General features: G+C 70.7%; 13 protein-coding genes. 8 read left to right on the plus strand and 5 right to left on the minus strand.

Going from position 1 to position 12,372, the window contains the following annotated elements; genetic code table 11:
• Positions 1-19: 19 nt before the first annotated feature.
• Complete coding sequence (locus ABZU91_RS08695; protein WP_355236053.1) at positions 20-598, plus strand: NAD(P)H-dependent oxidoreductase; 579 nt, start codon at positions 20-22, stop codon at positions 596-598.
• Between the two features lie 3 nt (positions 599-601).
• Here ABZU91_RS08695 and ABZU91_RS08700 read toward each other — a convergent pair whose 3' ends face one another.
• Positions 602-1,273, minus strand: coding sequence for a response regulator transcription factor (locus ABZU91_RS08700; protein WP_355236056.1), 672 nt, complete (start codon positions 1,271-1,273; stop codon positions 602-604).
• 251 nt (positions 1,274-1,524) lie between these two features.
• Here ABZU91_RS08700 and ABZU91_RS08705 point away from each other — a divergent pair, with 251 nt between their 5' ends.
• Genes ABZU91_RS08705 through ABZU91_RS08720 form a run of 4 tightly spaced genes read left to right on the plus strand, consistent with a single transcriptional unit; the run spans position 1,525 to position 6,253 of the window.
• On the plus strand, positions 1,525-2,892 hold the full coding sequence (locus ABZU91_RS08705; RefSeq protein ID WP_355236059.1) for a polysaccharide biosynthesis protein: 1,368 nt from the start codon (positions 1,525-1,527) through the stop codon (positions 2,890-2,892).
• On the plus strand, positions 2,889-4,085 hold the full coding sequence (locus ABZU91_RS08710; RefSeq protein WP_355236062.1) for a hypothetical protein: 1,197 nt from the start codon (positions 2,889-2,891) through the stop codon (positions 4,083-4,085). Before ABZU91_RS08705 ends, ABZU91_RS08710 begins: the two co-directional genes overlap by 4 nt.
• Positions 4,082-4,765 (plus strand): HAD family hydrolase, encoded by a 684-nt coding sequence (locus ABZU91_RS08715; protein WP_355236065.1) that lies wholly within the window; start codon positions 4,082-4,084, stop codon positions 4,763-4,765. The genes ABZU91_RS08710 and ABZU91_RS08715 overlap by 4 nt, the downstream gene beginning before the upstream one ends.
• 6 nt (positions 4,766-4,771) lie before the next feature.
• Complete coding sequence (locus tag ABZU91_RS08720) at positions 4,772-6,253, plus strand: trehalose-6-phosphate synthase (protein WP_355236068.1); 1,482 nt, start codon at positions 4,772-4,774, stop codon at positions 6,251-6,253.
• A 46-nt stretch (positions 6,254-6,299) separates the two neighbouring features.
• Here ABZU91_RS08720 and ABZU91_RS08725 read toward each other — a convergent pair whose 3' ends face one another.
• Both ABZU91_RS08725 and ABZU91_RS08730 read right to left on the minus strand, forming a co-directional pair.
• Positions 6,300-6,932 carry an NAD(P)H-binding protein gene (locus ABZU91_RS08725; RefSeq protein ID WP_355236071.1) on the minus strand — a complete coding sequence of 211 codons (633 nt, stop codon included), beginning with the start codon at positions 6,930-6,932 and terminating at the stop codon, positions 6,300-6,302.
• Positions 6,923-7,900, minus strand: a complete 978-nt coding sequence (locus ABZU91_RS08730) for an NAD-dependent epimerase/dehydratase family protein (protein ID WP_355236074.1) — start codon at positions 7,898-7,900, stop codon at positions 6,923-6,925. Before ABZU91_RS08730 ends, ABZU91_RS08725 begins: the two co-directional genes overlap by 10 nt.
• An 86-nt stretch (positions 7,901-7,986) precedes the next feature.
• On the opposite strand from ABZU91_RS08730, the gene ABZU91_RS08735 reads away from it, so the two are divergent.
• Complete coding sequence (locus ABZU91_RS08735; protein ID WP_355236077.1) at positions 7,987-8,631, plus strand: ScbR family autoregulator-binding transcription factor; 645 nt, start codon at positions 7,987-7,989, stop codon at positions 8,629-8,631.
• Positions 8,632-8,636: 5 nt separating this feature from the next.
• Here ABZU91_RS08735 and ABZU91_RS08740 read toward each other — a convergent pair whose 3' ends face one another.
• Positions 8,637-9,524: a ScbA/BarX family gamma-butyrolactone biosynthesis protein gene (locus ABZU91_RS08740; protein ID WP_355236080.1), complete on the minus strand. Its 888-nt coding sequence runs from the start codon at positions 9,522-9,524 to the stop codon at positions 8,637-8,639.
• A 485-nt stretch (positions 9,525-10,009) separates the two neighbouring features.
• On the opposite strand from ABZU91_RS08740, the gene ABZU91_RS08745 reads away from it, so the two are divergent.
• Both ABZU91_RS08745 and ABZU91_RS08750 read left to right on the plus strand, forming a co-directional pair.
• Positions 10,010-10,705, plus strand: a complete 696-nt coding sequence (locus tag ABZU91_RS08745; RefSeq protein WP_355236083.1) for a response regulator transcription factor — start codon at positions 10,010-10,012, stop codon at positions 10,703-10,705.
• Between the two features lie 75 nt (positions 10,706-10,780).
• Positions 10,781-10,993, plus strand: a complete 213-nt coding sequence (locus ABZU91_RS08750; RefSeq protein ID WP_355236086.1) for a DUF1737 domain-containing protein — start codon at positions 10,781-10,783, stop codon at positions 10,991-10,993.
• A gap of 94 nt (positions 10,994-11,087) precedes the next feature.
• Here the strand turns inward: ABZU91_RS08750 and ABZU91_RS08755 are convergent, their stop codons facing one another.
• Entirely contained in the window at positions 11,088-12,332 is a 1,245-nt protein-coding gene (locus tag ABZU91_RS08755) for a PQQ-dependent sugar dehydrogenase (RefSeq protein ID WP_355236089.1), read from the minus strand.
• Positions 12,333-12,372 lie beyond the last annotated feature (40 nt).

Consider the following 12,372-nt stretch of genomic DNA (forward strand, 5'->3'; position numbering starts at 1 on the left):
ACGAAAGGAACACCCGCACATGGCTTCCCTGCGGCTCGCAGTGATTTGCGGCAGCGTCCGCGACGGCCGGTTCGGTCCCACGGCCGCCCGGTGGATCGCCGACCAGGCCGGCAGTCGTGACGATCTCGAGGTCGACTACATCGATCTGATCGACCATCCGCTGCCGGTGGGACTGACCCAGTCGCCGGACCCGGACGTCGCCGAGACGCTCTCCCGGATCGGGCCCCGGCTGGCCGAGGCGGACGCGTTCGTCGTTGTCACGCCGGAGTACAACCACAGCTACCCCGCGTCGCTCAAGTCCTTCATCGACTGGCACTACACCCAGTGGCAGGCCAAGCCGGTCGCCCTGGTCTCCTACGGTGGCATGGCGGGTGGCCTGCGTGCCGCCGAGCACCTGCGGCTCGTCTTCGCCGAGCTGCACGCCATGACGATCCGCGAGCAGGTGAGTTTCCACATGGCGTGGGAGAAGTTCGGCCCGGACGGCAACCCGGTCGATCCGGAGGCGGTCGGTGCGGCCGTCAAGACGATGTTCGACCAGCTCGTGTGGTGGGGCGAGGCGCTGCGCGCGGCACGCGAACGGCACCCGTACGGCAAGTAGCGCTCACGCCGCAGCGCTGAAGCCGCGGCCGAGCTGGAAACCGACACCCCGTACGGTGACGATCCACCTGGTGTCGCCCAGCTTGGCCCGCAGGCTGTTGACGTGGGTGTCGATGGTCCGGCCGGTGGCCGTGGCGCTGTCGTGCCACACCTGGGCCCGTAGTTCCCGCCGGCTGAACACGACCCCGGGGCGGGCGGCGAGCAGCTGCAGCAGGTCGAACTCCTTACGGGTCAGCGCGAGCGCCCGGTCGCCGAGCCGGGCCTCACGCCGGGCCACGTCGATGTGCAGCGGGCCGTGCGAGATGGTGTGGGCGTCCGGGGCCGGGCGCAGCCGCCGCAGCACGGCATCGACCCGGGCCAGCAGTTCCTCTGCGCCGAACGGCTTGTCGAGGCAGTCGTCGCAGCCGGCCCAGAAGGCCAGCACGCGTTCGACCTCGGTGCCCCGGCCGGTGAGGGCGATGATCGGGGTGTCCGACTCGCGGCGGATCTCGGTGCAGACCAGCAGACCGTCGATGTCGGGTACGTCCATGTCGAGCACCACCAGATCCACCCGGTGGTGCTGTTGCAGGGCCGACTTGCCGGTGCCGGCGCTCCATGCCTCGTATCCGTGCTGTTCCAGCCGGTGTACGAGGTGACGACGGCCGGCGAGGTCGTCCTGTACGACGAGGACGCGCATGTCGAAAGACCCTCCAATAGCGATTGACATCGATGAACCGTCACTGAGTATGCCTCGAATCGAGGGGGGTGGCATAACAATGTGATTCGGTTCCGACGCGTTCAGTGATTGGTGTGGGCAATGCAAAATGAGCGTCAATTGACTGCAAAGTTCACCAATTTGGCTTGATGGATGAACATTGCGATCGTAGCGTTCCCCGGGGGCGATCAGTCGCGTTGTCGCGACGACCGGCTGCAACGGGGAGGATGATCATGCAGAGTGCGTTGGACACGCTGTGCCGGATGACTCAGGTCGCACCGCCCGGGCGGACGCCCGCCGGCGAGGAACTCGACCGGCTGCGTCGGCTGACGGGGCAGCTGATGGCGTCGCAACCGGACAGCCACACCGAACTGGCCCGCTATCTGTCCGTTCAGGAGCGCGGCATACCGGTACCCGAACAAGAGGCTGGAGCAGCGATCCGCGGCCGACGGGTGCTGGTGACCGGTGGCAGCGGCTGCATCGGCACCGAACTGCTGCGTACGCTGGCAGCCCTGCAGCCGTCGGTGCTCGTGAGTGCCGCCAACACGCCGCCGGCCCACAGCGTTCCCGGCGTCCGCTACCTGCACCTCGACGTCGGCGACCGCCGGCGCACCGAGGAGTGCCTGCGGGCCCTCCGGCCGGACGTGGTGTTCCACCTGGCCGCCCAGCGTGACCCCGGGCGGGCCGAGGAGGAGGCCGCCCTGACCGTGTACTCGAACGTGCTGGGCACGCGCAACGTCGCCGAGGCGGCCGAGCGCGCCGAGGTCCCCGACCTGGTCTACGCCTCCACCGGCAAGGCGCTACGACCGTGGACCAACGACGTCTACGCCGAGTCGAAGCGGATGGGCGAGTACGTCCTGAGCCGGGTGGCCGCGCGCGGTCGCATGCGCTGCACCGGGGTGCGCTTCACCCACGTGGTGGACAACTCGATCGTGTTGAACCGGTTCCGTAGCGCCTGTCACCTCGGACTGCCGCTGCGGCTGCACTCCGCCGAGACCGTGTTCTACGTCCAGTCGGCCAAGGAGTCGGCCCAGCTGATGCTTGTCGCCCTCGCCGAGTCGACGCACCGGCCCAACCGGGAGATGCGGATGTTCATGATCCGCGACCTCGGATGGCCGGTGAGCCTGCTCGACCTGGCTCTCGGCATCATCGAGGAGTCGGGCAGCGACTCACCGCTGTACGTTGCCGGTTACGACCCCGGCTACGAGCAGGCGCCCTACCCGGGCCTCTACGATCCGGCGCTCGCGGGCGACGTCAGTCCACTGATCAACGCGATCGAGGCCCACGAGGCCAGGGAGAGCCTCTCGCCGGCCGTCGACATGATCCCGGTACGCGCCGCCAACAGCCCGGCCTTCGACGCCTTCCTCGCCGAGGCGGAACGCGGTTGCGCCACGAACGACGATCAGGCGGTGCGCGAGGTCTTCCAGTCGGCGGCGTGGGCGCTGCTCGAGGCGACCGTGCAGACGGTCTCCCCGGCGATCCTGCACCGCATCACCGGACTGACCGCAGCCCACCGTCCGGTGATGGGCCCCAACCACCTCCGGATGGACGACATGTTCCGCCGGTTCGCGGGATTGGCCCAGCCGGTGTCCTTCTCGTGACCGTCGATACGCGACAGCCGTCCCGTACCGGAGCACCCGTCCTGCTCTACGCCGCCCAGGCGGTGGCCGCCGTCGGCATGGCGGCGGGCGGCTCGGCCGGTGGCTTGCTGGCCACCGACCTCACCGGCTCGGCCGCCGCGGCCGTGCTCCCGCTGGGCGCGATCGCCGTGGGGGCCACGGTGGCGGTCCTGCCGGTCGGCGCGACCATGCGCTGGCGCAGCCGAAAGGCCGGGCTCCTGCTCGGGCTGGTGGCGGCGGTCGCCGGTGCGGTCGCCGTGGTGGCGGGTGCCCGACTGGCCGACCTGTCCCTCGTCCTGGCCGGCAATGCGCTGCTCGCCGCTGGCAACACTGCTGTCATGTTCGGCCGCTACGCGGCGGCCGACTTCGTCCCGGCCGAGGCGCGGACCCGCGCGGTGGGCGCGGCGCTGACCGCGGCATCGGTCGGTGCGGTACTCGGACCGAACCTGCTCGGGCCCGCCGGTGGCCTCGCCGTGGCGGCCGGGCTGCCCGCCGCGGCGGGCCTCTACCTGCTGGCCGTGCCCGCCTTCGGCATCGCCGCCCTGCTCGTAGCCCGAATGCCGGCGCCTACGGCGCTGCCGGTGGCAGCCCGATCCGATCCGACCCCCACGGCCCGGATCGGGCTGCCACCCCTGCCGGTGCTGGTGCTCGGTGGCGCGAACGCGACAATGGTGACGATGATGGCGGTGGTCCCCCCGGCCATGCACCACCACGGGTGGGGCCTGGGAATGGTGGGCGCGGTGGTCAGCGCGCACGTGGCGGCGATGTTCGGCTTCTCCTCGGTAACCGCCCGGCTCTGCGACACCTTCGGGGCGGTCACGGTGGCCGCGGCGGGCGCGATCCTGTCCGCTGTCGGCGCGCTCGGCGCCGGCCTGACCGCTGGCCGGCCGCACAGCGGCGCGGCGGCGGCCGGGTTCCTCCTCGTGCTGGGGTTGGCGTGGAACGTACAACTGGTCAGCGGCACCGCGCTGCTGCTGGCCCGCACCCGCGAGTCCGCCCGGCGGCGGGCCGAGGACCTCGGCGAGATCATCATGGGTACGGCCGCTGCGGCCGGCACGCTGCTCGCCGCGCCGCTGCTCGGCGTCGCCGGCCTGACCGGCGTGGCGGTCGCCGCATTCGCCCTCAACGCCGGCACGGCCCTGGTCCTGAACCGCTCCCGAGGTGGCCTGCCGTGACCATCGAGACGGTGCTGTTCGACTTCTCGGGCACGCTGTTCGACCCGGCGCGGGTCGTCGACGGCCCAGCTTTCGCCGCCTGCGCGAAGCGACGTGGCAGGGAACTCGCGGAATCGCGGGCCCACACCCTGGGGCACCGGATCCTCGAGTACGGCGAGAGTCCGGCCGGCCTGCGGGAGCGCGTGCGGTGCGACCTGTCCGCGGCCGAGCACCGGGCCGGCTGGGTGGCGACCGCCGTCCTCGTGCCGGGCGTCGACCCGGTCCTGGCCGAGGCGTTCCACGACTGCATCACCGACCCCGCGCGCTGGCGCCCCTATCAGGACACGGGACCGGTGCTGCGGGCGCTGCGCGACGACGGCGTACGGGTCGGCGTGGTCTCCAACTGCGGCTGGGATCTGCGGGGGTCGTTCGAACGGGCCGGGCTCGCCGACCTCGTCGACGCCTACGCGCTGTCCTTCGAGCACGGCTGCGCCAAACCGGGCCCCGAACTCTTCCGCGTCGCCCTCGACGCGTTGGCCGCCGACCCTGCCCGCACGGTCATGGTCGGCGACGATGCCCGCACCGATTCCGGCGCGCTGTCGGTTGGTATAGCCGTACGTCTGCTGCCCGCCGCCCCACCGCACCCGGCGCCCCGTGGCCTGGGCCGGGTGCTGTCGGCCGCGACTCTCCTGAGGGAATGATCATTCATGTCGCACGCACTCGTCATCGCCTGCAACCGGGGTCCGGTCGACTTCCGTACCGACCCGAGCGGGACGATCAGCTACCGCCGGGGCGAGGGCGGGCTGATCGCCGTGCTCACGCCGGTGCTCGCCGACGGCGAGGGCGTGTGGATCGCCGGTGCGCGCACCGACGGCGACCGGATCGTCGCCCGCCGCGCGACGTCGTCCGGTGAGCCCACCGCTGTCGACCTGCCGGACGGGGTCGTGGCCGTCCGCTACCTCGACCTCGACCCCCGGGCCTACGCCGCCTACTACGGGACGATCGGGACCGAGACTCTCTGGTTCCTGCACCACCACCTGCCGATCCCGGCGTCCGGTCCCGCGTTCGAGGCTGCCTGGCAGGACTACGAGCGGGTCAACGACGAGTTCGCCGCCGCCTGCGCCGATGCCGCCGCCCCGGGCGCGACCGTGCTCCTGCAGGACTACCACCTGGCGCTGGCACCGTCGCAGTTGCGGCGGCGGCGTCCGGACGTGCGGACCGCCCACTTCACCATGTGTCCGTGGGCCGATCCCGCCCACTTCCGGCAACTGCCGGAGCACACAGCCCGGTCGCTGATCCACGGCATGCTCGGCGCCGACCTGCTCGCCTTCCTGACGCCGCGTTGGGCACAGGCGTTCCTGGCCTCCTGCGCGGACCTCGGTTACGCCGTCGACCCGGCACGGCGCGAGGTGCGACTCCCCGGGCGTACGGTGTCGGTGCGCGTCTATCCGGTCGGGGTCGACGTTCCCATGCTGCGGGAACGCGCTGCCGCCGGTCCGGCCCGCGTCGAGGGGGAACGGCTCGACGAGGTGGTCGCCGGGCGGACGCTGGTGGCCCGGGTCGAGCGGATGGAGCCGGCGAAGAACGCCGTGCGTGGCATCGAGGCGTTCGGGGAGCTGCTGCGTGCCCGCCCGGAGCTGGTGGATCGGGTTGTCCACTACGTACTGGCGTACGAGTCACGCAGCTCGCTTCCGGCCTATCGGGAGTACGCCGCGGCCGTTGCCACGGCCGTGAGCGCGGTCAACGCGCGCCATCTGACCGCCGCCCGTCCGCCGGTCGTCCTCGACACGCGCAACAACCTCGACCGTGGGCTGGCGGTGCTGACCCGCGCCGACGTCCTCGTGGTCAACTCGTGGCGCGACGGGATGAATCTCGTCGCGAAGGAAGGTGCCGCGGTGAACGCGCGTGACGGCGTTCTGATCCTGTCCCGGGACGCGGGTGCCGCCGACCAGCTGTCGCCGTACGCCCTGACCGTCGACCCCGGCGATGTCGGGCAACTGACCCGGGCGCTCGCCGCCGCGCTCGACCTCCCGGCGTCGCGTCGCCGGGAGTGGCTGCACGGCCTGCGTCAGGCCTCGGGTGCGATGCCGCCCCGGGGATGGCTCGAGGCTGTGCTCACCGACATGGCCGCGCTGCCCGATCATCTGGACACCAGTGTCGGGTCCCACGCCGGCGCGTCGTCGGCCTGACGCATCCGACAGCGCAACGGCACCGGTCGCCGCGGTGTCTGCCCTCTCAGGCCGCCACGTTCACCGCCTGACGGACGAGCTGGTCGTCGCTCGTCGCCGCCAGCATGGCGGCGGCCAGGTCCGCGCGGCGCAGTGTCCAGGCGCGGGGCAGTGGGGCGTCGACGGCGCTGCGCCAGGTGCCGGTCGCCGGGCCGTCGCGCAGGTACGGAGGGCGGAAAACCGTCCAGTCGCTGTCGCTGGCGGCCAGGACGGCCTCCATCCGGCGCATGTCCTCGTACGCGCCGCCGAAGAACCGGTGCAGGAGCGGATGCACCAGCCGGCGCTGCAGCGCGTCCTGCTCGGCGACGGGGGCGATCGGCAGGGCCGTGATGGCCACGAGCCGTCGGATGTCGAGGTCCCGCATCGCCGCCAGGATCGCGCTGCCCCCCGCCGAGTACACCCGCGTGGGTCTGCCGGCCTCGGCGGAGCCCAGCGCGGAGAGCACCGCGTCCGCCCCGTCGAGCGCCGGCGGCAGCGATCCCGGGTCGAGCACGTCCGCGACAACTACCCGTAGTCGCGGGTGGTCTGGGCCGGGCCAGCCCCGCCGGACGACCGCGGTCACCGCGTGACCGCCGGCCAGCGCCTGTTCGACCAGCAGGGTTCCGGTCCCTCCGGTCGCACCGATAACGGTCAGTCGCATGTGTCAGCTCCTGGGTGGGGGGTGGGCGAAGCGGCGCGGGCAAGGTCCGGGTACCACTGGGCCGCCCTGGCGAGGTCGTTCGGGAAGGCGGCGCCGGGGCGGCAGCCGGTGGCAGCCCACACCCGGTCCGAGTCGTACCAGTGGTCCATGGAGATCAGGTCGAGGTGCCGCCGGCGCAGGCCGGGCGGGAGCGTCAGGTCGGCGAGCGCGGCCGCCCGCACGTCACCGGTCGGCAGCCGGACTCCGAGGTGCCGGGCCAGCGCCTCGCCGGCGGCGTGAACGGTGACCGGGTCGGGATGGTTGGCGTGGTAGACCGTTCCGGGCGGTGCCGGTGTGACGACCAGCGCGACGACCAGGCGCGCCAGGTCGTGCACCCCGATCATCGACAACCGGGGTCGGCCGCCGTCTATCCAGCCGGGCAGCCAGCCCAGCAGGGCCGCGAGCGTGGGTACGACCCATCGGTCGCCCGAACCGTAGACGAGGTGGGGGCGCAGGACGGTTCCCCCGCGGGCGAGAACCTCCGCCTCGGCGGCGGCCCGGCTGGCGCTGGTCGGGGAGACCGGGGCCGGGTCACGGACTCCCTCGGTCAGGCCGCGGTGCGGTCCGGCGCCGTAGACGGCCGCCGTGCTGATGTAGATCACGTGTCGGACGTCGGCCCGTGCCGCCTCGGCCAGGAGGTGGCAGGTGCCGAGGTGGTTGACCTCCCGGCAGCGTCGCGCATCGGCGCCGACGTGGGAGGCGGCGTGGACGATCACGTCGATGTCGTCGCAGCTCCCGCGCAGTGAGGCGGGGTCGGTCAGGTCGCCGCGGAAGGCCCGAGCCGGGCCGGCGAGCCCGGTCGGGACGTCGCCGCGAATCAGTCGACGGACGGCCGGCAGGCCGGCTCGGATGAGGCTGTGGTGTACTGCCGAGCCGATGAATCCGGTCGCGCCGGTGAGGAGTACCCGGCTGTTCCTGCCGTTCACCATGCTGTATCCGGTCGATTAAGTCTTGCGGGCAAGACACCTGTCCGAGAAAATACCGAACGACCGGTTTTTTTGGAGGAGGCGTATACATGGCGAGGCAGGCGCGTGCCGAAATGACCAGGTCCACCATTATCAGGGCTGCGGCGGACCTCTTCGACCGTTACGGATACGGTGCCACCAGCCTCGGCGACATCATCGCCCACGCGGGGGTGACCAAGGGGTCGCTCTACTTCCACTTCTCGTCCAAAGAGGACCTGGCGCACGCGGTGGTGCAGGAGCAGCACGCCATCTGGACAGAACACTCCCGGTCCTTCGTCGATGGTGATCCGGCCCTGGAGTCGCTGATCCGGATGTCCTTCAGCCTCTCCACCCAGCTCGTCGAACATCCACTGGTACGCGGCGGGATTCGGCTCACCCTGGAGCACGGCACCTTCCAGCGGCCACTGCCCGACCCGTACCTCGACTGGATACTGATCGTCACCGGCCTGCTGGAACGTGCGACGGCCGAGCGCGACGTGCGTACCAGCGTCGAACTGGACCGGTTCGCCAAGTTCATCGTCAGCTCCTTCACGGGTCTCCAGCTGGTCGCGCAGGTCCTCAACGAGCGGCGCAACCTTCCGGACCGCATGGTGGATCTCTGGCAGATCGTCCTGCCCGGCCTGGTGCTGTCCAAGCGGCTGCACTACTACCTGAACTACGTGGTCGCCGTCCGCAAGGAACTCACCGACGGCTGAACCGGTCAGCGGGCGAGGGCCACTTCACCGCGGACAGCAACGGCACCGTCCTGCACGAAGTGGAGGTTGACGAGCTGCCGGTCAGGTGCGGCGGTCACCGAGTGCACCACCAGATCACACTCCCGGTCCAGCTCCAGGAAGGCGGGGAAGGTCGCGTCCGCACCGACCACCAGGGCGTCAGGTCGACCGACGGCCGCGAGGGCGGCCTGCCGCATCGCCTCCAACGCCAGCATGCCGGGGACGTGGTCCAGGGGGTGATCGAAGAGGACTGGATGGTCCAGGGCGACCCGGAGCTGACGGATGCCCTCCGGGTCCGGCGGGCCGACCACCACGTCGGCGGGGAGTTGACGCCCGACCGAGGCGGGGTCGGCCGGGGCCACCAGCGGCGGGGCACCCACCGCTCTGGCCGAGCCGCCCCAGCGCAACCGCTCGTACGTCGCCGGGGAGATGCAACGCAGCCACCCGCTGCCCTCGCCGACCACGTCGTTGCCGTGTCGCAGCGTGACGTCGATCCGCATTCCGCCGATCGTGCACGCCCGGCGGATGACCCCGCCGACCTCGACAGTGACGACCAGATCGAACGGCTCGTCCGACGCGTGCAGCTGATCCGGTGCGCAGTCGAAGGCCAGTCGCTGCATGAGGAAGGCGCAACTCTGCGGTACCTCGAAGCCGACGTGCGCCAGCAGGATCCCGACCTGACGGATCGTCTCGGCGGCCAGCAGCGGGTCGAACCGGCCGCCGCGGACGCCGTAGAGCGAGTGCCCCCTCGGCCACTGCGCGGCCACGATGAACATGTCCGGGCCTGTCTGCCGCCAGTCGGTGAGCAGGACCTCGGCAACGGCTGACCGGTGTACCAATTGACGGGAAACCGTGAAGTCATAGGAAAGTTTCATCGGCTCGCCACCCTGCTCTCGCGAAGCCCTGCGGCAGACGAATCAGACATGACCGGACCCCCGTCGTCGGTCGGCTGGCAGGAAAAAAAGATACCAGATAGGCTGTTATAGATAATGTGACGATTGTCACCGTCGATGCCCACAGTTCCGTAAGGCATGGACGCTACGCCCGTTCTGCCCGCATTTATCCACGCGAATTCGACGACCTGTAACGAACTCGTCGCCTGATGGGCATGACGAAGAGTCACCATCGTTTAACGAATGCCGTTTGACGAAACGGGTCGGTCGGTTTCTTATTGAGGTAGCCAGGGTCGTCGGACCGTCGTGCCGGGCGGAACGGGCAGGGCGTACCTGATCGAAGCTTGTCGATCAATGTGGTCTACCCGGCATGGACCGTCGATCCCTGGCACGGTCGAGGTTCCATCGGCGCGCCGATGGGCGGCCGAGGCCACCGAGTTGCCGTTCTGAAGACGCGGGGGAGCCACATGCACGTACTTGCGGTTGAGCACAACGGTTTCGCGGCGGAGCGGCTCGTCGGCTGCACACGCCGCCTGGGCTATCGCGCCACGCTGGTGCACAGTGGCAGGCAGGCGCTCTCCTCGTTCGACGACAGCGACCTGATCCTGCTCGGCTTGGACCTGCCCGACATCGACGGACTCGACGTGTGCCGGCGCATCCGCGCGGCGGGCGACATCCCGATAATCGCCTTCTCCGCCGGCAACAGCGAGGCCGACCGCGTACTCGGCCTCAAGGCCGGCGCGGACGACTGCATGGGCAAGCCGTACGGCCTGCGCGAACTGGCCGCCCGCATGGAGGCGCTGCTTCGCCGAACCGGAACGGCGCGAGACGGCGGCACTCTGCAACACGGGGCACTGCGCATCGATCCGGCCCTTCGGCAGGTCGCCGTGGGTCGGCGCCCGGTCACCCTGACCCGTAAGGAGTTCGACCTGCTCCACCTGCTCGCCTCCAATCCGGACCGGGTGTTCACCCGGGAAGAGTTGATGGCGCGGGTCTGGCAGGACACCGGCGCCGTTGCTCGACGGTCGTCGCGGGCCAGCCGGACGCTCGACACCCACGTCGGCACCCTGCGGCAGAAGATCGGGTCGGGTGGTTCGATCATCACGGTGCGGGGTGTGGGGTTCCGGCTCGGCTTCGACGAGTCGCACGCGCTCGCCTCCTGAGCGGGCCTGCCAGGCCCGGCGGGTGGCCGGCCCGGCGGGTGATGCTCGGGCAGCCGCGCAGGGGACAATGCAGCGATGTCGGATCTCACCGAGCCGCTCGGCTACCGCCTCATCACCGGGCCTGACGACGCTGAGTTCTGTGCCCGCGTCAGCGCCCTTCTCGACCAGGGCTACCAGCTGCACGGGTCGCCGGCGCTGACCTTCGACGGCGAACGCGTCATCGCCGCTCAGGCGGTGGTGCTGCCGCGCTCTGTCGACTCGGGGATCGGCTCTGCCACGCATCTGTGAGCGGTCCACGACGACGCGGTGGACGTGTGGGGACGGCCGCGCCTGCGCGGCCGTCCCCGGCGGTGTCACGGATGCGGGGGATCGTTCCCGAGGGTCAGCGGATCGCCGCGCTGGCGCTCGGGGTGGGCTGAACCCGCTCGAACCGCACCTTGCTCAGCCATCCCGGGAGGTCACTGAGCACGTACAACTCGCCGTTCACATCGGCGCCGAACGCCGTCGGCTGAGTGGGGAAGGTGCCGATCTCGGCGGTCTCGTAGCTACCCGAGGACGTGGGGCGCACGGCGAACGCGCGGGTCGAGCAGTAGTCGCTCGCGATGTAGGTTCCCCGCGCCTCCGGGGTGACGGACCCCCGGTACACCAGGCCACCGATGATGGAGCAGTTCTCGGTCAGGTAGTGCTCGTACTCGGCAACCGGATCGGTGAGTCGCACGCCCGGCCGGCACTGCGTCTGGTCGAAGACCGGCGTGCCCTCCTTGCAGGACCAGCCCAGGTTCGCGCCACGCTGCGACGGGCGGATGTGGTTGATCTCCTCGATCAGGCCCTGGCCGACGTCGCCGATCCACAGCGAGTTGTCGACCGGGTCGATGGAGAACTTCCACGGGTTGCGCAGCCCGTAGACCCAGATCTCCGGCCGTGCGCCCGCCGTGCGGACGAACGGGTTGTCGACGGGTACGCAGTAGGGCTTGCCTCCGCAGCTGCGGTTGACGTCGATGCGCACGATCTTGCCGAGCAGGGTGCCGAGGTTCTGACCGCTCTTGAACGGGTCGTTCGCGTTGCCGCCGTCGCCGGTTGACCAGTAGAGGTAGCCGTCGCGGCCGAAGGCGACCTGTCCGCCGTTGTGGTTACCGAACTCGGCGTGCTCCTGCGTGAGCAGCACCTGGAGCCGGTTGGGAGCGCCAAGGGGCACTCGCGCCAGGGTCAACGTGCCGGCCGGCAGGCTCGTGTAGGCCACGTAGAGCATCCCGGTGCGGGCGAAGTTCGGCGCGGGCGTGATGCCGAGAAGGCCACGCTCGTTGTCGGACGTGTCGATCCGGGCGGTCAGGTCGAGCACCGGCTCCGCCGCCAGACCGCTGTCGGGGTGGTAGGAGCGCACGGTGCCGTTCTTCTCCGCGATCAGCATCCGACCGTCCGGCAGTCCGGTGATCGCGATCGGCCGTTGCAGACCGAACGCCACCCGTTCGGAGACCACGGTCAGCTCGGTGAGTGGCGCCGCGCGGGTGTGGGATGTGCCGGCTGCCGCGGTGCCGGCCACCGATGCCGGTGGCAACAGAAGTGCGGACAGGGCCAGGGTGAGCAGACCGGCCAACGTGGTGGCCGGGCGATAACGCCGTCGCTGCATGTTCAGCTCCTCGAGCAGGTGGGTGGAGGTGTGGTGTGGT

This window comes from Micromonospora sp. NPDC005174 (assembly GCF_040608495.1).
In the GTDB taxonomy this organism is placed as follows: domain Bacteria; phylum Actinomycetota; class Actinomycetes; order Mycobacteriales; family Micromonosporaceae; genus Micromonospora.

Excerpts from the sequence above, each read along its gene's own strand:
- ABZU91_RS08750 (WP_355236086.1), top strand. The coding sequence starts at position 10,781 with ATGTCGGATCTCACCGAGCCGCTCGGCTACCGCCTCATCACCGGGCCT.
- ABZU91_RS08735 (WP_355236077.1), top strand. The coding sequence starts at position 7,987 with ATGGCGAGGCAGGCGCGTGCCGAAATGACCAGGTCCACCATTATCAGG.
- ABZU91_RS08700 (WP_355236056.1), bottom strand. The coding sequence starts at position 1,273 with ATGCGCGTCCTCGTCGTACAGGACGACCTCGCCGGCCGTCGTCACCTC.
- ABZU91_RS08755 (WP_355236089.1), bottom strand. The coding sequence starts at position 12,332 with ATGCAGCGACGGCGTTATCGCCCGGCCACCACGTTGGCCGGTCTGCTC.
- ABZU91_RS08745 (WP_355236083.1), top strand. The coding sequence starts at position 10,010 with ATGCACGTACTTGCGGTTGAGCACAACGGTTTCGCGGCGGAGCGGCTC.
- ABZU91_RS08695 (WP_355236053.1), top strand. The coding sequence starts at position 20 with ATGGCTTCCCTGCGGCTCGCAGTGATTTGCGGCAGCGTCCGCGACGGC.
- ABZU91_RS08705 (WP_355236059.1), top strand. The coding sequence starts at position 1,525 with ATGCAGAGTGCGTTGGACACGCTGTGCCGGATGACTCAGGTCGCACCG.
- ABZU91_RS08740 (WP_355236080.1), bottom strand. The coding sequence starts at position 9,524 with ATGAAACTTTCCTATGACTTCACGGTTTCCCGTCAATTGGTACACCGG.
- ABZU91_RS08720 (WP_355236068.1), top strand. The coding sequence starts at position 4,772 with ATGTCGCACGCACTCGTCATCGCCTGCAACCGGGGTCCGGTCGACTTC.
- ABZU91_RS08730 (WP_355236074.1), bottom strand. The coding sequence starts at position 7,900 with ATGGTGAACGGCAGGAACAGCCGGGTACTCCTCACCGGCGCGACCGGA.
- ABZU91_RS08725 (WP_355236071.1), bottom strand. The coding sequence starts at position 6,932 with ATGCGACTGACCGTTATCGGTGCGACCGGAGGGACCGGAACCCTGCTG.